The sequence below is a fragment of the Acetohalobium arabaticum DSM 5501 genome, assembly GCF_000144695.1.
Taxonomy (GTDB): Bacteria; Bacillota; Halanaerobiia; order Halobacteroidales; family Acetohalobiaceae; genus Acetohalobium; species Acetohalobium arabaticum.
This window is the reverse complement of the sequence record NC_014378.1, coordinates 71,681-90,031: the sequence shown is the minus strand read 5'-3', so window position 1 is coordinate 90,031 and position 18,351 is coordinate 71,681. Positions and strand designations below refer to the sequence as shown.

The 18,351-nt window shown below is 35.4% G+C and carries 17 protein-coding genes; 5 read left to right on the top strand and 12 right to left on the bottom strand.

What is annotated here, in order from left to right:
* Positions 1-68: 68 nt before the first annotated feature.
* A complete protein-coding gene (locus tag acear_RS00475; protein ID WP_013277083.1) occupies positions 69-470 on the bottom strand; it encodes a MerR family transcriptional regulator in 402 nt (133 codons plus the stop codon).
* 289 nt (positions 471-759) lie between these two features.
* Between acear_RS00475 and acear_RS00470 the strand changes: the two genes are divergently transcribed.
* Positions 760-1,851 (top strand): PRK06851 family protein, encoded by a 1,092-nt coding sequence (locus acear_RS00470; protein WP_013277082.1) that lies wholly within the window; start codon positions 760-762, stop codon positions 1,849-1,851.
* On the opposite strand, the gene purR is transcribed toward acear_RS00470, so the two are convergent.
* From purR to ispE, 3 genes are all read right to left on the bottom strand, one after another.
* On the bottom strand, positions 1,848-2,675 hold the full coding sequence (gene purR / locus acear_RS00465; protein ID WP_013277081.1) for a pur operon repressor: 828 nt from the start codon (positions 2,673-2,675) through the stop codon (positions 1,848-1,850). The two genes, acear_RS00470 and purR, sit on opposite strands and share 4 nt — an antisense overlap.
* A gap of 110 nt (positions 2,676-2,785) precedes the next feature.
* Positions 2,786-3,559 carry an NTP transferase domain-containing protein gene (locus acear_RS00460; protein WP_013277080.1) on the bottom strand — a complete coding sequence of 258 codons (774 nt, stop codon included), beginning with the start codon at positions 3,557-3,559 and terminating at the stop codon, positions 2,786-2,788.
* Between the two features lie 17 nt (positions 3,560-3,576).
* Positions 3,577-4,464: a 4-(cytidine 5'-diphospho)-2-C-methyl-D-erythritol kinase gene (ispE, locus tag acear_RS00455; protein WP_013277079.1), complete on the bottom strand. Its 888-nt coding sequence runs from the start codon at positions 4,462-4,464 to the stop codon at positions 3,577-3,579.
* Positions 4,465-5,028: 564 nt separating this feature from the next.
* Between ispE and acear_RS12890 the strand changes: the two genes are divergently transcribed.
* Both acear_RS12890 and acear_RS00445 read left to right on the top strand, forming a co-directional pair.
* A complete protein-coding gene (locus acear_RS12890) occupies positions 5,029-5,544 on the top strand; it encodes a L,D-transpeptidase family protein (protein WP_013277078.1) in 516 nt (171 codons plus the stop codon).
* Positions 5,545-5,709: 165 nt separating this feature from the next.
* The gene (locus acear_RS00445) at positions 5,710-7,383 is read left to right on the top strand and encodes a ribonuclease J (protein ID WP_013277077.1); all 1,674 of its coding nucleotides are present in this window, start codon (positions 5,710-5,712) and stop codon (positions 7,381-7,383) included.
* Positions 7,384-7,433: 50 nt separating this feature from the next.
* Here the strand turns inward: acear_RS00445 and acear_RS00440 are convergent, their stop codons facing one another.
* Positions 7,434-9,038 (bottom strand): DUF3794 and LysM peptidoglycan-binding domain-containing protein, encoded by a 1,605-nt coding sequence (locus acear_RS00440; protein ID WP_013277076.1) that lies wholly within the window; start codon positions 9,036-9,038, stop codon positions 7,434-7,436.
* 179 nt (positions 9,039-9,217) lie between these two features.
* On the opposite strand from acear_RS00440, the gene acear_RS00435 reads away from it, so the two are divergent.
* Positions 9,218-9,631 (top strand): hypothetical protein, encoded by a 414-nt coding sequence (locus acear_RS00435; RefSeq protein ID WP_013277075.1) that lies wholly within the window; start codon positions 9,218-9,220, stop codon positions 9,629-9,631.
* A 51-nt stretch (positions 9,632-9,682) separates the two neighbouring features.
* Here acear_RS00435 and acear_RS00430 read toward each other — a convergent pair whose 3' ends face one another.
* From acear_RS00430 to acear_RS00420, 3 genes are all read right to left on the bottom strand, one after another.
* Complete coding sequence (locus acear_RS00430; RefSeq protein WP_013277074.1) at positions 9,683-10,480, bottom strand: GvpL/GvpF family gas vesicle protein; 798 nt, start codon at positions 10,478-10,480, stop codon at positions 9,683-9,685.
* Between the two features lie 46 nt (positions 10,481-10,526).
* A complete protein-coding gene (locus tag acear_RS00425; RefSeq protein WP_013277073.1) occupies positions 10,527-11,810 on the bottom strand; it encodes a DUF3794 domain-containing protein in 1,284 nt (427 codons plus the stop codon).
* 120 nt (positions 11,811-11,930) lie between these two features.
* Positions 11,931-12,146: a hypothetical protein gene (locus acear_RS00420; RefSeq protein ID WP_013277072.1), complete on the bottom strand. Its 216-nt coding sequence runs from the start codon at positions 12,144-12,146 to the stop codon at positions 11,931-11,933.
* Between the two features lie 438 nt (positions 12,147-12,584).
* Between acear_RS00420 and acear_RS00415 the strand changes: the two genes are divergently transcribed.
* A complete protein-coding gene (locus acear_RS00415) occupies positions 12,585-13,955 on the top strand; it encodes an alanine/glycine:cation symporter family protein (protein WP_013277071.1) in 1,371 nt (456 codons plus the stop codon).
* A 52-nt stretch (positions 13,956-14,007) separates the two neighbouring features.
* On the opposite strand, the gene acear_RS00410 is transcribed toward acear_RS00415, so the two are convergent.
* The 4 genes from acear_RS00410 to acear_RS00395 all read right to left on the bottom strand — a co-directional run bounded on the left by acear_RS00410 (position 14,008) and on the right by acear_RS00395 (position 18,324).
* Complete coding sequence (locus tag acear_RS00410) at positions 14,008-15,312, bottom strand: DUF3794 domain-containing protein (RefSeq protein WP_013277070.1); 1,305 nt, start codon at positions 15,310-15,312, stop codon at positions 14,008-14,010.
* Between the two features lie 35 nt (positions 15,313-15,347).
* On the bottom strand, positions 15,348-15,998 hold the full coding sequence (locus tag acear_RS00405) for a hypothetical protein (protein ID WP_013277069.1): 651 nt from the start codon (positions 15,996-15,998) through the stop codon (positions 15,348-15,350).
* A 255-nt stretch (positions 15,999-16,253) separates the two neighbouring features.
* Complete coding sequence (locus acear_RS00400; RefSeq protein WP_041667169.1) at positions 16,254-17,099, bottom strand: hypothetical protein; 846 nt, start codon at positions 17,097-17,099, stop codon at positions 16,254-16,256.
* A 133-nt stretch (positions 17,100-17,232) separates the two neighbouring features.
* Positions 17,233-18,324, bottom strand: a complete 1,092-nt coding sequence (locus acear_RS00395; RefSeq protein ID WP_013277067.1) for a hypothetical protein — start codon at positions 18,322-18,324, stop codon at positions 17,233-17,235.
* Between the last annotated feature and the right edge of the window lie 27 nt (positions 18,325-18,351).

Sequence of the window (18,351 nt, the reverse complement as noted above, 5' to 3'; positions counted from 1 at the left end):
TCCTCCTTATAAAAAGTTGTCCCAAACAGAAATGGTTCCTCGCTGAGCAGCGAGGAACCATTTCTGTTTCACTCTATTCCATTTTCTTCTTCATTCAACAGTTTTGCTAAATCAGCCCTATTGGAAACTGGATATAATGAACTCAATTTTTTTGTGCTAACTTTAGACAGCTTATCAGCAAATTCAATATCTTTCTTCTGCTGCTTCTTTTGCTTTTCCTTTTCCAGTTCTGAAACCTTTCCCAACTGCTTTTGAATCCCAGCAATATTTAAACCATTTGCCAGTAATTCTTTAATTTCCTTTAAGCGTTCTATATCATTCTCTGAATAAATCCGCTGGTTGCCATCTGTCCGGGCCGGTTTCACTAAATCCTCTTCCTCATAATAACGAATCTGTCTTCTAGTCAAACCGGTCATCTCTTTTACTACTCCAATTGAATAGACGGGAGTATCAGGATCAATATCTGCCATTTATCTTCAACTCCTTTTAAGCTAAGTATACAAATATACTAACAGAAAACTATTTTTATGTCAAGCTTATGTAAAATAGTTGTAGTTATAATTGTAATTATTGGTTATAAACTTAAAACTATTAATTATAATGTTTGAAAAAACAATTATAAAGCCCATAAGTGTCAGATTCATGTAATTATTTGATTAGTCTTATTTAGCTAACTACCACAGTAATAGATTATTCACACTTTACATTCTATTACATATTATAATAGTAGATGATTGAATTTATGAGGAGGTAATAATAATGAACGAAGGCAGTATAATTAATTTCTTTCCCGGCGGCAACACAGCACAGGGCTTCTATTCATTTTATGACTATTTACCATATGAAGCTGAACAGGTATTTATAATCAAAGGCGGCCCAGGAACAGGTAAGTCCACTTTTATGAAGAAGATTGGTGAAAGAATGATAGAAGAAGGCTATGATATTGAATTCCACTGGTGTTCATCAGACAATAATTCTTTAGATGGGATAGTAATTAAAGATCTACAGGTAGCCTTTCTAGACGGAACTGCTCCCCATCTAGTAGATCCTGAAAATCCAGGTGCAGTAGATGAAATTATAAATTTAGGCCGCTACTGGGACCGTAAACTGTTAAAAGAACATAAGTCTGAAATAAAACAGCTTAATAATCAGATCTGGAATTTATTCCAGCTGGCCTATGACGATTTGGCTATAGCCAAATCATTTTATGAAAAATGGAAATCAAATTACATAGAAGCACTGGACCCCCAGAAAATTGAATATAAAATCAAAAATCTGAAGGCTGAAATCTTTAATTCTACGGAAATTGCTGATAAAAAAGGAGAAGAAAGACGCCTCTTTGCTAGTGCTTTAACGCCTCAAGGGCCAGTAAATTATCTAAATAATATCACCAAAGATATAGAAAAACGGTATATTTTAAAGGGAAAGCCAGGCAGCGGCAAGGCTAAATTAACAGAAAAGATAGCCAAAGAAGCTTTAATGCAGGGCTATGAAGTTTATTTTTATCACTGTGCTTTCGATCCCGAAAAAATAGATACAGTTATTATTCCTGAACTAAATACAGCTTTAATCAATGGAACTCCGCCCCATGAATTAAATCCTAACCGCAAAAATGACGAAGTAATCAATATGCTAGATTGTATTGACCAACAGATAATTGATGAATTTGAATCTAATTGCCTGGAAGCAAAAGAGAATTATGAAGAATTAATCTCCAAAGCAATAACTAAAATTGCTGAAGCCAAAAGTCTCCATGATGATTTAGAAGAATATTATATCGAGGCTATGAATTTTACCGCTATTGATAATCTCAGAAAAGAAATAATAACCGAACTGTTACCAACAACCTAATCTGATTTACCCAAAATGGAATTACTAGGTCTAACTACCACTTGCTGCTTCTCTTCATCTACTTTGTCTACTACAATTAATGACGTATAGTTAGAAACTAATTTTTTTTCCGGCTGGGCTGTCTCCATTAAGACACCAATATCTAAAACTTCTGCTTTAAATTCACTCAATAAATCCAGCATTCCTTTAGCAGTTCCACCAGCCTTCATAAAGTCATCAACAATTACTACTTTCGATTCTTCAGATAAGGCTCTGCGGGATAAAGACATAGTTTCGATCTTCTTTGATGAACCGGTTACATAATTAATACTGACTACTGATCCTTCTGTAACACGGTTATCCTTACGAATACTAATTACTGGTAGATTCATTGCCCGAGCTGTAGCCAAAGCTATTGGGATTCCTTTAGTCTCAATAGTAATTACATAATCAGCATCCAGTTCAGCAAATTGAGTGGCAAATATCTTTCCAATCTCCATAACGGTTTCTGGTGAAAATATGAGATCAGTAATATATAAAAAACCGCCCGGGAGAATCCGGTCAGAATCAGACAAATCCTGACATAAATCAGTTACAACCTCTTCAATATCTCCAGCAGTTTTTTTAGGAATAAATCTAACTCCCCCAGCAGCCCCCGAGATAGTTTCAATCTGTCCCATATCTTCAGCAGCAAGAACACGCTTAATGATAGACAGATCCTCACTAATAGTAGATTTAGCAGCATCAAACTTTTGAGTAAAGTGATTTAAGGAGAATAATCTATAAGGTTTATCGATTAAAATCTTAGTAATTGCTACAATCCGTTCGCTTCTTCTTAACTTCATAATTACACGAGCACTCCTTCCGAACGTTATCTAATAAATTCATTGCTTTGTTCATCCTTCTCTAAAGATTAAGCTATCTCCTGCAAAAATAAAAAACTTTTTAATAAACTTTACTCCTTACTAATTAGATCCCGAATTAATTTTAAGTCCTGTGAATTATCAACATCAAGACCTAGTTCAGGATAATCTGTAACAACTGCACTGCAGGAAGCACCGGCTAATTCTGAAACTTTAGCTTCTATTTCTCCTAAAGACAAACGGCCAAAAAGCAACTTAGAAGCAAATTTTAAACCAAGTATCCAGCTCATCTTTAAAGGATTCTTGCGGTAGTCAATTATTCTCTTCAGCAGAGGAATAGAACTAATAATCAACTTAGGCCTAACTAAGGCCAGATTACCGCCGGTATAGATATCATTCTGCAAACTTACTGAAGTGCTTTCAGCTACAGGATAAGCTGTCTGCTTAACCTCTTCAGGAATTACAGGATAATATCCGCTGTATTCTCCTTCTTGCTCACAGTCAGTAATAAAGCTATCAATAGCCTCACTAGTTACTAACGGAATATCAGACGTGGTAAGCAAGACTAGTTGACTGCTGTTAAATTCTTTATTTAAAATCTGCAAACCCAACCTTATATTCTCAACTATACTATCCTTAGCATCTACAATTAAATCAGCTCCTTTAACCGTTAAAAATTCTTCTTTACTTTTAGGCCCTACAACAATAATCTGATTTACCTTTTCAGCATTATTCAAAGCTTCCAATACATAACTAATCATAGCTTTACCGTTTATCTCTATAAAAGCTTCATAATCTATTCTTGATTTTTCAGGCATCAAGTCTCCACTTTCAGCTCCAGCCAACAAAACTGCATTATACTCCATGCCAAGATATACCTCCCTTAATTCTTAATTGCAATCCCCTGACAAGCAGTCTGAACCGGTTTGATAATATAGTTTTCTAGCAGCTGTAGTCTTAACTGCTTAGCCAACTTTTCAGCTTCTGATTGATTGTCTACAAAACCGAGCATAGTAGGACCGCTTCCGGACATCAAAACCTTGCTAGCTCCTAGATTTAGAAGCATTTTCTCCAGTTCAAACAGCTCTGAATAAAGCTCCATAGTTACTTCAGCCAATAAGTTATCCGCAGCAGCAATGACTTCTGACCTTTCCTTAGCTTTTAACGCAGCAAGCATTCTATCTAAATTAGTATGAGCCTTAACCGTATCCAAATTAAAGTTCTGATAAACTTTAGCAGTGGAAACAGAAAAAGGCGGGTTAACTAAAACCAAATCTAACTTCTGCACTGGAGTTAAAGGCTTTAATTCAGTACCGATACCTGTTGCCAATAAAGTACCTCCCTTAATACAGAAAGGGACATCTGCTCCTAACTTAGCACCTAAATTTTGTAATTCTTCAACGGAAAGCCCCAGCTCCCAGAGCTTATTAACAGCTACCAAAGCAGCTGCTGCATCAGTACTGCCCCCAGCTAAACCGGCTGCTACTGGAATCTCTTTATTTATCTTAACCTGCAGACCGCCCTCTAAACCATATCGATCAAACAGTAATTCCACTGCCTGGTAGACCAAATTCTCTTCTCCACTAGGTACCTCCGGATGATCCACCTTTATTTCAATCCCTTTCTGCAACCGAGTAAATTCTAACCGATCAGCTAAATCTATACTCTGCATAACCATCTCTACTTTATGATATCCATCATCCCGTCTACCTATAACATCCAATAATAGATTTATCTTTGCCTGAGCAGTTACTTGTAATTTAGATTTCATATTTATCAGCTCCTTATCAATTTAAATTATTTTGTGTGAACTTAATATGCACATAATTGATATATTGTTGCAGTTTAGAGTTGATATCTTGCAAACGTTTACCGTTCGTTTGAGATATTGCAGATTATAGTCAACAAATCTCTTACGCTTGCCATTCGCTCGACGTCCTGTCTCACTCACTCTTAAAACTGGTCCGGAACCACGGACGGTGGAGGACCAGTTTTTGACAGTGAGCGAAACAGGATGTTGAGCGAACGACAAGCGGCGGATACATATTGACTATTCCTGCAATGTCATGAATGAACTCATATTGATTATACTAGGCAATTACAAATAAGAGGTATATACGAAAATATTGCAGGTGACACAATATATCAATTAAGTTACACTTTATTAGAGCTAAAACCCAACTTAATCTGACATCCATGGATAATATTTAAACCTGGATGTTATTAATTCCTGCTTTATACTAATTACTAACAATTTTAAATTTAAACCATATAATAATATAGTCCTACAAATTACTATCGAATAACCAATTACCTACATATTTTTTCAGGGGAGGTGAATAATATTAATAAGAAAATTGTAATCAATTTAGAACAGCGCTATCTAGAACTCTATCAAAATTCAGAGCTGCTTGGTCATTATCCAGTAGCAATTGGCAAAGCTTCAACACCTACTCCGACTGGTAATTTTGAAGTATTGCTTAAACGAAAAAATCCCGGTGGTGCATTAGGTTCACGTTGGATTCAATTCACCTGGCAGACTCATGGAATCCATGGCACTAATCAGCCCTGGCTTATCGGGCAAGCTGTCTCCAATGGCTGTGTTCGAATGTATAATACTGATGTAAAAGATATATATAAACAAGTAGAAGTAGGAACTCCTATTCATATCTATAACAATCTAAACTCCAATCCTAATCCAGATTATACTATCTATAAAGTCCAGCCGGGAGATACATTATATAAAATAGCACAAAAATTTAATACTTCTGTAGCAGAATTAGTAAAGATAAACCAGTTAAAAAATCCAGATTTAATCCATCCGGGACAGAAATTGAAGATCACGCAATAAATTTATTCACAATAACTTGTTAACAATATTGTGGATCAATCTGTGGATAATGTGGATAAGTTTACAAATTCCCTAATTATCAGGCTTGTATTTGTGTATAACTCCTGGTGTTCTTGTGGATAACTTGTTGAAAGTGTGATTAACTTTAAAAGAGGTGACTTTAAAATGACAGAAAATCTAGATAGAATCGGTATTATTCAATTAGGCGGCAAAGGTGTAGTCGGCAGTAATATGATAGCAGTTGAATATCAAAATGAAATTTTAGTTCTGGATGCCGGAATTATGTTTCCGACTGATAATATGCCTGGGGTTGACTATGTTATTCCAGATATAACCTATTTACAGGAGAATAAACAGCAGGTAAAGGCATTATTACTAAGCCACGGTCATGAAGACCATATTGGAGCAGTGCCTTTTCTGATTTCAGAAATTAATATACCAATCTATGGTACTGAATTAACCATAGCCTTAGTTAAAGAAAAATTAAAAGAAAATAAACTGCTTCACAAGACAGAATTAAATCAAGTTCAACCTAGAGAGAAAACCAAAATAAATAACTTTCAAATCCAATTCATCAATGTCAGCCACAGTATACCTGATGCTGCTGCTATATCAATCACAACTCCTGTAGGACAGATTCTATATACTGGTGACTTTAAGATTGACCAAAATCCAATCAATGATGATTTAACTGATTTTTATAAGCTGGCCCACTTAGGAGAAGAAGGATTATTGGCTCTTCTATCGGATAGCACCAATGCAGAACAGAAAGGATATAGCAGATCCGAAAGCTCTATCGGCAAATCTCTGCAGGATCAATTTCGAACTGCCCAAGGAAAAATCATTGCTGCTGCCTTTTCGAGCCATATTCACCGACTGCAGCAAGTAGTTTCAATAGCTAAAGAATATGATAGAAAAGTAGCCATCAGCGGTAGAAGCATGATTAAGACTGTCAAAATTGCCAGAAAGTTAGGCCATCTGGATTTACCTGCTGAAATGTTAATAGATATTAATGATATTGATAAATATAATCCAGAGCAAGTAGTAATCTTGATGACCGGAAGTCAGGGTGAACCAATGGCAGCCTTAACTAGAATTGCCCGCGGCGACCATCGCCAGATTGAAGTTACTCCTCAGGATACTGTTATTATTTCAGCTACTCCCATCCCCGGCAATGAAGTAGCTGTCAGTAATACCATTAATCAACTGCTGGAGACTGGGGCCGATGTTATCTATTACAGCCATGACCATATCCATGTTTCTGGCCACGGCTTTCAGGAAGAATTAAAGTTAATGCTTAATTTAACCAAACCCCAATACTTCATTCCTGTCCATGGTGAGTACAGACACTTACATCATCATGCTCTATTAGCCCAAGAAATTGGAATTCCCAAGGAGAATATCTTTGTTACTCCCAACGGCATCAAACTTGAATTAACAAAAGATGAAGCCAAAATAACAGATAAAGTTCCTACCGGTAAGATATTAATTGATGGTTCTCAAACCGGCAGCTTGGATAATACTGTTTTAGAGGACCGTCAATCTTTAAGTGAAGATGGAATTATAACTGTTATGGTTACTATCGATAGGGAAACCGATAGAATAATCGGAGGACCTGATCTTACTTCTCGAGGGGTTACTTATCAGCAGAACTCCCAGACGGAAACTCTTCTGAATAAAGCCAAATCTAAAGTAGCCAAGATCTTAGATAGAGCCGATATAGAGAATATTGACCAGAATTCTAAATTAAAATCCAGAATCAAAGCCGGTATCAACTCCTTATTACGGAAGCATTTAAACAGCAATCCCGTAATCCTGCCTTTAATTATGGAAGTTTAAAAGACTGCAGGAAAATCTGCAGTCTTCTATGCTTAAATTCTAATCTTCAATTATCCTTTAGGATCAATTATCTTCTTAGGAATACACAGCTTCTGCCCAACATCAATCCGGTCAGGATCTGGAATATCATTAGCTTCTACAATAGCATCAATAGTAGTACCATATCTGCGAGCAATCTTATAGAGAGTATCTCCCGGCTGAACAACATAAACTACATATGAAGGCCGATCCTCACAGGGCTCATCAACAATTGGAGACACTGCAATACAGTCAGTTACAATCTCTAACTGTCTAAACTGTACAACCTTAGCAAACTTCTGTAAGGTAGTAGTCAATTCAACTGTTCTTTGATTTAATAGGCTATATCTAACATTAACTACTGATACATTAGCATAGGCTGTCATTCCTTCCTCCGCCCCACTAACATCTACAAAGTTACTGAAGTTAAAGAAGTTTTCTACAAAATGCACCGGCTGCTGTAGTTCATCTTCGGGCACATCTGCTACATAGATTACTGCTCCTTCAATCTCTCCATCAATTAAGACTCCACCATCCTGGACTGTAGCCGTTGGATTTAAAACTGTAGCATTGGTTCCAGCCAGAATTCTTTCTACATCAGGTTTACCAGCAGGTACATTAACATTACCTGTAATAGTTTCAGTAATAGTATTCTCCCCGATTACTTCTTCTACTCTCAATAGCTCTTTTTCAACTTCTATCTTATCACTATCAACATCCACAACTGCTTCTATCTGGATTGGTTCTGTTACTTTAGTAAAGATCTCTAATACTATGTCAAATCCAGTTGTTCCATCATCTACAAAACTAGCAGTTATCTGTCTTACAGTTACATCTGTGAAAACAGATAAATCATCAGCTTCTGAAACTTCAGGAACATCTACAGCATAGGAAAAGGTAAAGGTTCCTTCAAAAAAGTGAACTGGCTGATCCCCTTCATCTGTAGCTGCTACATAAACAACTCCTCCTTCAATAGTTCCTTCAACTATAACTGCTCCATCCACAACTGTAGTTTCGGGCTCACCAATAAGATCTCCCTGAACTCTAAGAATTCTTTCAATTGGAGGCTTCTCCTCAGGAACATCTATCTCCCCAGCTACAACTTCAGTAATTACATTTTCATCAATTACATCATTCAATCTCAATAATTCCTTATCTATAAGGCCATGCTCTAAACCAGTAATGTCAGTAACAATTGTCATCTGTCTAAACTCTACTACTTTAGCAAACTTACGTAATGTAGCCGTCACCTCAATAGTTCTCTCATCGATAAAGTCACTACTAGTTCTAATAATCTGGACATCAGTTATAACATGCATTCCTGGTTCTGCATTTGGTAACTCAACAAAGTTACTAACACTAACTGGCCCTTCAAAAAAATGTACCGGCTGTTGTGGATCATCTTCAGGGACATCTGCTACATATAACACCCCTACTTCTAATTCAATATCTAAATCAACTCCGCCCTCTTCAACTGTAGCCGTCTCTGTACTAATTTCTGTGGTAACCTCTAATACCCGTTCGATATCAGGCTTTTCATCTGGAACTGTCAATTCTCCACTGACAGATTCTCTAACTGTATCTTCATCAACTACATATTCTACTCTAACAGTTCGATCTCTACACTGTACTGCCATACTTTCACTCCTCCTTTTTAAAAATAAACACTTAAACCTTTCATTATACTATATGCACCATAAATGGAAATGTGTACAAAACATTTAGGTAATTATTACCAAATATTGATTAACGTTCACAGTTTTCCCTTTTGAAACATAAATATATAGTATAGTCTCAAAATTTTAAGGAGGATAATATGTCTTTTAGTTATCCGGATGAAATTTTTCCCTATCCAGCAGTAGAATACATTCCCATTGATCTATATGATGCAGAATTAATTAAAAACCATGAGCTGCTAAACAAAGATTCAGCAGTAAAAATCCATATCTTCTCTAACTTAACTGAAGCTGAAGAAATAACTGCTGCCTATCAGCTCCCTAAACTAACCGATAATTTAGCTGAAGATGAACTTTTAATTATAATCCTTAGAGGCCAAGTTGACGAAATTAAATATCGAAATTATAAAGTAACTATGATCGGCTCTAAGGATAATAGGCTAATCCATATCTTTAAGATTAAAACTAATTACTTTTATAAAGAGAAATTATTATTCCTTCTCTATAATCCAGATGCAGTAAAGTTAGCTACAGAAAGATTCAATCTCAATTAAATCCCTATATTAATAATATTAATTCCATAAGTGATAAATTACTTTCTGCTTCTATAATTCTAAATAAGAAAAATTATAAGGGGGCCAAGGACCTGAATAATAAAAATAAAATCCTAAATCAGAATAATTAACCTCCAGCTCCTTTAATTTTATCAATAAATCAGACGACCTATCTTTACCTATAAGATAAACAGAGTTAAGCAGCATAGGCTTTGAAAAACCATCAATCTCTAGATCTTCTATTTTATTTAGCTGATCCTGAACTGCTATCGTTGATAATTCTTCATATATCTCATCTGCTATTCTAAAGGCCTCTTTCTTTACTTTGTTATCCAGTTCCTGCTCTAACCTCTGTTCTAAAAATTCCATACTTGCGCCCTGACTCTTTTCCAGTCTGCTCTCTATCTCCTTTACTTCAGGACTGATCTTTGACATAGAATCTCTAAGCTGCAGAAAGTCACAATAAAGCTTTAAACCCCATTCCTCACAACCATTTATTACTTCAAAGGTTTCTTTAATTTCAGGTAATGATTGAGAAATGGCTTCTTTGAGCCTAATCTCCTTCTTAAAGATAACTCCAAAGGTAAGCGGAATTACTGATGTCTTACTCATAACTTCTTCTATAACCTGCTCATGCCGCTTAGCTTTTCTCTGCAGCCAGGCCAGGTCCTGTACCTTTTCAGCCAATTCTTGCTGGCCAAATTCAGAAAGCATGACCTCACTTACTAAAATTCCTACTTCCTGACAAGAAATAATATATGGTTCATGTTTATTATCTATACCTAATATATTAATATCTAACTCTTCTGTAGAGTTTAAAACACAATACAGATAAAAACCTTTTTCCACTGCTAGCTTCCTCCCTATTTTTAAATAATCAACCTTCTAACACCAGCTAATCTTCTACTGATACTACAGCTATCTCTTCTGTAACAGGGGGATCTTGAAAAGCTTTAATAGAAAATTTGAGAACTGCTTTCTCTTTTAGCCTCTCTCCAGCTGAAGCTAAGTCCGATTTAACAAACATAATCTCTGATTCTACATCAACAGCTGTATCTATAGGTGAAACTCCAGGTAAATCTAAAAATAGATCAATAGAAGTTATCTTCTGCTGATGGCGCTCAATATTATTCTCTCCAATAAAGCAAATATTCTGTTTTAATCTTCCGGTCAGAATAACTCTATCTGTCATCAATTCTGATTCTATATCAGCCATCTCAATATCAACATTCTTAATCTTAACTGCTGGAGTATCCAAAGAAATAAGAAATTCTTCTAAAATCTGCTCCTCTGTTTTATTAATTAGCTTAGACAGCCGCACCTCTTTTCCTTCAGAATCAACCTTAAGATTTGCCTCTATTCTATCTGTTGCTTTGGCTATAGAATTAATCATTACCCTCTGTGATAGCTCTACCCCATCACCACTTAATCTATACTGGATATCTCTGATTTCAGAATCAAGATTAATATTCATCCCTGGTTTGACCCCTACCAGATCAATAAATTGAATGAATGATAATTTCTTTTTACAATAACATTCTACTCTCTTTTGATCTATAAAGTAAATTTCTTCTTTTATATTTCCTTCTACAATGACTTTATCAGTAAAAATTTTTATAGAGATGTCCTCCAATTGGACTTCAATATCCATTATTTTAAAAGCAGGAATCTCCAATTCTAATAACCCCTCTATTATAGTCTGATTATTATTCTCACCAACAATTCTATCCACAACCACTAGCTCCTTAGAGCCTAATTCTACAAATAATCTTTCTCTCTTTTCTACCAAAACATGAATATCCAATAATGTCTTCTGCTTAATCAGACTGCCCTCTTCTAATAATTCAGTATTATCCCCTTTAATTACAGCATTAATCCTAACATCCATTCTCGGCTTAACTCCAGGCAGACTAAGTAAAGTACTGAATTCAAATTCTTCTTTCTGGTAACGAACCAAATCCTCTTCAGCAATATAAAGGATCTGTTTATGTATCTTCCCCTCTACAATCACTCTATCCTCTATTATTTCGCAGTTTAAGTTTTTAATTACAGAATCAACACTCTTTACTTGTTTAGCTGATTCCACTAATTCAAACTCAGTAACTAACATCTCCTGAGCATTACCTTCTTCAACTAATACTGGAACCTCTACCAATTCAATTCCAGTTAAATCAACCACTCTACCTCACCTCACAGATAAAGCTCTTCTCTTTAATATTATATGCCGGCCAAAAGCGAAATGTGCAAAAAAATAACCGAGATAAAATCTTTATCCCGGTTAGAATTAATCTTTAAAACTCTAATCAGCAAAGGTTTCAATATACTCCTGCTCACAGTGATTTAGATTCTGATCATCTACAGATTCTTGTTCAAAAGACCTATTATAGTTGATAATAAAGCTTCTTGTATCTTCTTTAAATAGATTAAAATAGTCAATAAATAAGTAGATATAACTTGCAGTTAACAGAATATTTACTAACACTACTACAGCAATAACTACCAGTACTCCAATCATATAACCTCCTCCTCTCAAGCTCTATCTCTTTCAATATATTATATGTTCATTATTGTAAAAAGTGAGTAAAGTTAACCAATGAAATAAATTATAGAAAAGAACGATATAACTTAGAAGTTAAATTTAACTTGCTAGCCAATTTATATGAAATTAATTATTCAATAACCTAATTGCAAAAAAACATTTATATGATATAATATTTATCTAAACTAATTTTTAGAATAGAGATAGCTAGAAGTAAATTAGCTATCTCTGTTTTTTATTTTTGTGATTGTGAGTTTTACCACAAAATAATCATTTAAGACTAAATTCACTTACATAAGGGAGGTGAAATTTAACAAAATTTTGAATTAATTGACTTAATATTTATTATCTTTACTTTTATTTATCAATTGTATATTAACTCAATTTTCAAAAATATAATGGAGGTACATAAAAATGCAAAAACAATTATTAAGCTTCTTTAATGCAGCTAGTGGAATAGTCTGGGGTGTTCCAATGTTAGTTTTACTTATAGGGACAGGAATCTACTTAACTTTAAGATTACGATTTATTACTATAACAAAGCTTCCTCATGCTCTAAAATTAATCTTTACCAAGAATGATGATGAAGGTGAAGGAGATGTTTCAGGATTTGAAGCTTTAGCTACAGCTTTATCATCAACAATTGGAACTGGAAACATAGCAGGAGTTGCTACTGCAATCTCATTAGGTGGTCCAGGAGCTGCCTTGTGGATGTGGATCGCTGCTTTATTTGGTACAGCTACCAAATTTGCTGAAGGAGTTTTAGCTGTTAAATATAGAGTTAAAAATGAAGCTGGTGAAATGTCAGGTGGTCCAATGTACTACATAGAAAAAGGCTTAGGAAAAAAATGGAGACCTCTAGCAATTTTCTTTGCATTCTGTGGAATACTGGTATCCTGGTTTGGAATTGGTGCTACAGTACAAGCTAACTCTTTGGCCGATGCCTTAGACGCTAACTTCGGAATATCAACTTGGGTATCAGGAACTATAATGGCAATCTTAGTTGGTATGGTAGTACTAGGAGGAATCAAACGTATTGCTAAAGTAGCTGGTAAAATTGTTCCTCTTATGAGTGCACTTTATATCCTATCAATTGCATATATTCTCTTAACTAATCTCGGGGAACTTCCTGAAGCTATATCTTTAATCATTACTTCGGCTTTTAACGGGCAGTCTGCTGTAGGTGGTTTTGCCGGTGCAGGAGTTATGATGGCTATTAAGCGTGGTGTTTCACGAGGAGTATTCTCTAATGAAGCAGGTGTTGGTAGTGCTCCAATTGCTCATGCTTCTGCTAAAACAAATAGTCCAGTACGACAAGGTTTAATTGCAATGACAGGAACTTTCATTGATACAATTCTTATTTGTACTCTAACTACTTTAACTATTATAGTAACTGGTGTCTGGAATAGTGGGCTAACAGGAGCTGCATTAACTACCGAAGCATTTAATGTAGGAATGCCAGGTCCAGGAGGATTTCTAATTGGAATTGGAATTATCTTCTTTGCTTTTTCTACAGCTCTAGGTTGGTGCTTCTATGGAGAAAAATGTGTTGAATACTTATTAGGAAATAAAGCAGTTAAACCATATAAAATTCTATACTTACTTTGTATATTAATTGGAGCTAATAGTAAGCTGAACTTAATTTGGGCTATTTCCGATGTAGCAAATGCTATGATGATTATTCCTAACTTAATTGCCCTATTAGGATTATCCGGTATCATTATTAAAATAAGTCGAAAGTACTTCGATCCATCTCTTGATGAAGATATAAACTTAGTAAAATAACTTCTATTAGCCGGCTACTTAAGTAGTCGGCTAACTCCAATAACCATAACTTTTAAGTAGAAATATCGATTATAAATTCCTCAATTCCTTCATCAATTACCACTTGACCAGTAATCAATCTTCCAGTTTCATCAACAGTTACATTAACCTGCTCTCTTTTAAAAACTGAAACTTCTAAATCTATAAGCGTCTCCTGCTTAAGTGTCTTATTATTAAGCAATTCAATCTCTTCAACCTCTGTTGCCTCTTTAATCACCACTTCCATTCCTGTTTCGATTCCACAGGTTTTTATAAGAGTAGAAAATGGTACAGCCTCCTGTTGATAGCATTCTACATTGGGCTCAGTTTGGAGGTTAGCTAAATAATATATATCATACTCAAGCTGGCCCTCGACTATAATATAATCAGAAATCATTCCCAGCTCTAAGTCTGTTAACTCTACATCTATATTTCTAATATTAGAAGCAAATGATTCTAATTCAAAAGTATTAACCTCTATAGTCTGTTTCTGATTGCTCAAAACAGCTTCATCCAATACCATTGTCGGACCAGTAGGATTTAAAGCTAAACCCATCTCTCTAAAATCAATTATTCTCAACTGGAGTTTCAATACTATCCGAGTTGAAATAGTTTCAGGACCAATTACTTGCCAGTCAAGTGAATCTATTAGGGGTTCAACCTCTAGCTGTAGATCAGAATTTACATCAGGAATATCTACAGAAACATCAAAGGTAGACTCCCGCTCCTCCTGGCGGCTGATATCCTGTTCATCACAGAAAAAGAACTGTTGTCGTAACTTACCCTGAATTATTGCCTGCCCACTGACAAGCTTAGACTCTAAATTCTTTACCTCAGCTGTTGCTTCTTCAACTTGCTTAAGCCGGTTCATTTCTGATCTAAAACTAAATTTATCCTCAATTATCTGCTCTTTTTCAACCTCGTTAACTATAACAGCTACCCGATAAGTATCTGCTGCTCCAGGTTTTACCTTTAGTTGAGATTCCTTCATTAACAGAGTATGTACTTTCAACATTATCTTCTGCTCTAGATGCTTGCCCTCATCCGCAAGTTGAAAATCAAGATATTCAATCCAGGGAGTAAGCTCCACTTCTTGATCCTCACTTTCTTTTTCTACTGGCAAACAGATACTAAAATCCAGTTCCTCAAACTGATGATAGATAATACCTTCCTGCCCAACATAGATAATATCCTCTGCAACTACACCGCTAAAGATTATCTTCCCTTCTCTAACCTTTGATTCTACAGCCTCTACCTCAGCTTTGATGTCCTTAATCTTATTAACAGTTCGATCCAATTCTAATCGCTTAAGATTAACCTGCTGTTCAAAATTTGACACTACTTAACCCCTCCTTCTAACCCACTTTGTTAAGATTATAATGTAATCAAATTAAGATTATCCAAGGCTACAGGCGTTCCCGCATCTACAGCAAATAATAATAAAAAACCTTCAGTACCCTGTGGAGCCGCACTGGATACTCTACTGAAGAAGGTCCACTGGGCAGCCGGTATACTATCAGCCGGAATTATAAATTCCAATCCTGTATCCAGCTTATCCCCTTTACTATCTAACCAGTTAAGCTCTACTGTAATCTCTGGATTACAAGGCAGCGGTTTACTACTGTCAATTATTAATGTAGCAATCGAAAACTGTAGATTAACCTTGATATTACTGCAGCATTCACCTTTCTGCCACAGCTGAGATCCATTTTTACTTTCTCCATCTGTAATCTGATTTAACTGTACAGCTTTAGCACCAGTTTTAGAAGTAGATGTCTGAGTTATGTTTTTACCCTGCCAGAACTTTGGTTGATCCTGATTCTTCCAATGTGAAAAATCTCCATTTCTAATTAAATTCTGTTTCTTATAAACTAATCTATTAATTGGACTCTGTTTAGACGGCTTAGATTCTCTATTCTGTCTATTTCCACACCGATCTAAATACGTACTATAAACTTGGGGCCTGCTGACTTCTCTTTGCTGAGTACTGTAGACCTGTTCTTCTTCTAATCGATAAGTCTTCATTCTTCCACCCCATTACACTTATTTTCAATACAGAAGTACTGGTAAGAACAGTTAGCTGCTCTTGTTGAATAATATTCTCCTAAAATTTCTCTTCAAGTTCATTTTTTACTTTCAACCACCATCCGAATTTATCAAACTTATTAATATAATATTAATTAAAAGACTGAAATGTGATACTAATTTAAAATTAAGCTGCTCCTTGATTAGGAGCAGCTTAGGCTTTTCTAAATCACTTATTATTTTTAAACTATTAGATTAAGAATTACTAGCAGGAAGATTATTCAACTTTGGAAGCTTAAATTTCCCTGTAAACTTAATAATTTTCTTATCAGGTTCATCAGCCCATTTAGGACAGTCTTTAACTTTAGCAGCTTTAAATTTAACTTCTATATTGTCTAATAAACTATCTAAATCATCACATAAATCTGTATCTATTAGAGTTGACTCATCTCTTTCGCAACAACAGATAATCTCATTCACACATACAGTGCTTTTACAGCTAACATCAGCGGAATTCTGTTGAGGAGCTTCGGTAGAAAATTCACCCCTAATTGGATCAGGAATATCGTTTATAGTCGATATGGCATATTCAATACAGCCGACCAATCTTACTACTTTTCCATCAATCTGACAGTTTGCACCATTTGCAGTACACTCTAGCATTTCTTCTTTGATGCAGCATTCTAACTTAGGAGTAAAGGTCATTTTAAGATCCTCAGCTTCAAGTCTATCTTCTATCACTTCAAGATTTCCTGGAACGACCTGAACACAGCAGAAAGGTACTTCTGCTGCAAAATCATCACTTCCATGCTGTAAATTAACTTCTTGTTCTTCCATATTTTCACCTCCTTTCTTATTTTTATCTTGTTGACTACTATTCTCTACTTGCTCCTCTACCTCTTCAGCTTCAATCTCAGTTTCATCATCTTCTACTTGTTCTCCTATCTCTTCAGCGGCCAGATTAAAATCACCAAGTGAATCATCACTATTATCTTCTGCGCTGAAAACTGTAATTTCTACTTCTTCCTCTGTTGATGCTTCTGAATCATCTTCTGCTCTAAAATACTCCAGTACATTATCAGCGGTCATTGCAAAATCCACCTCTATTCTCCCCTCCTTTTGCAGATCCTTTTCTATTTTTTTCCGTAATTCATTACATAATATGATATAAATCTAAAAGTTGTGAATTAAAATATTACAAACGTAATTTTCATTAAAGATAGTTTATTCCATTCTATTGTTGGGGTGGAAGTGGACAGATATCTTGAATATTAATTGCCTGAGCACCTTCAATTGGTTCAGTAACAGTATGCACTGATTGATCATCACAGATTATCTCCACTTCTTCTATTGTGTCTGAAGTAGGAGGGGGAGTATCTGTAACTACTATAGTGAAGTCACAAGCAGCAAACGAATCCTCACCAACTGTGACCGATGCTTGGCCTTCAATAGTTGCCCTTAATCCACCTTCAATCTCTGCAATTTCTTCACAAGTTACTAAATCAATTCCTTCAGGTTCTTCATCATCCGGTGATAGATCTAATTGAATATCGTTGTCTTCTAACGTATTATTATAACTTACTAAACTATTTTCTGGAGTACAACCTGTACAGACCTGTAAGTTTAAGTCAACTCTTTCATCTGGATTTCCACCAGTATTTAAGTCACCAGTTACCTGACAGCCACATACTTCTTCATCTCCATTATCACCATTATCATTTCCATTGCCATTTCCGTTGCCATTTCCATCGCCATTACCATTTCCATTCTCATCAGGACAGGTTGGTAATGTTGGAAGTCTAAATTTCCCTGTAAACTTAATAATCTTCTTATCAGGTTCATCAGCCCACTTAGGACAGTCTTTAACTTTAGCATCTTCAAAGTTAACAGTTATCTCATTGAGATCTAAATCATCCGGACACTCTAAATCTTGACCACAACAGATAATCTCATTTACACACACAGTGCTTTTACAGCTAACATCAGCAGAATTCTGTTGAGGAGCTTCGGTAGAAAAGTCCCCCCTAACTGGATCAGGAGTACCATTTATAGTTGATATAGCATATTCAATACAGCCAACTAGTCTTAATACCTCTCCATCAATGGAACATGATACATTATCTGCAATACAAGATAAATCTTCTTCTTTGATACAGCATTCTAACTTAGGAGTAAAGGTCATTTTAAGATCCTCAGCTTCAAGTCTATCTTCTACCACTTCCAGATTTCCTGGAACAACCTGAACGCAACAAAAAGGTACTTCTACTGCAAAGTCATTACCATTCACATTGCTGTTATTTTTTTCTTGTAAATTAAATTTTGACATTTTTTCACCTCCTTTTATAGTTCTCTC

What these genes read in the sequence shown, in the direction of transcription:
- acear_RS00475 (WP_013277083.1), bottom strand. Translation starts at nt 470, where the DNA reads ATGGCAGATATTGATCCTGATACTCCCGTCTATTCAATTGGAGTAGTA.
- acear_RS00470 (WP_013277082.1), top strand. Translation starts at nt 760, where the DNA reads ATGAACGAAGGCAGTATAATTAATTTCTTTCCCGGCGGCAACACAGCA.
- purR (WP_013277081.1), bottom strand. Translation starts at nt 2,675, where the DNA reads ATGAAGTTAAGAAGAAGCGAACGGATTGTAGCAATTACTAAGATTTTA.
- acear_RS00460 (WP_013277080.1), bottom strand. Translation starts at nt 3,559, where the DNA reads ATGGAGTATAATGCAGTTTTGTTGGCTGGAGCTGAAAGTGGAGACTTG.
- ispE (WP_013277079.1), bottom strand. Translation starts at nt 4,464, where the DNA reads ATGAAATCTAAATTACAAGTAACTGCTCAGGCAAAGATAAATCTATTA.
- acear_RS00445 (WP_013277077.1), top strand. Translation starts at nt 5,710, where the DNA reads ATGACAGAAAATCTAGATAGAATCGGTATTATTCAATTAGGCGGCAAA.
- acear_RS00440 (WP_013277076.1), bottom strand. Translation starts at nt 9,038, where the DNA reads ATGGCAGTACAGTGTAGAGATCGAACTGTTAGAGTAGAATATGTAGTT.
- acear_RS00435 (WP_013277075.1), top strand. Translation starts at nt 9,218, where the DNA reads ATGTCTTTTAGTTATCCGGATGAAATTTTTCCCTATCCAGCAGTAGAA.
- acear_RS00420 (WP_013277072.1), bottom strand. Translation starts at nt 12,146, where the DNA reads ATGATTGGAGTACTGGTAGTTATTGCTGTAGTAGTGTTAGTAAATATT.
- acear_RS00415 (WP_013277071.1), top strand. Translation starts at nt 12,585, where the DNA reads ATGCAAAAACAATTATTAAGCTTCTTTAATGCAGCTAGTGGAATAGTC.
- acear_RS00405 (WP_013277069.1), bottom strand. Translation starts at nt 15,998, where the DNA reads ATGAAGACTTATCGATTAGAAGAAGAACAGGTCTACAGTACTCAGCAA.
- acear_RS00395 (WP_013277067.1), bottom strand. Translation starts at nt 18,324, where the DNA reads ATGTCAAAATTTAATTTACAAGAAAAAAATAACAGCAATGTGAATGGT.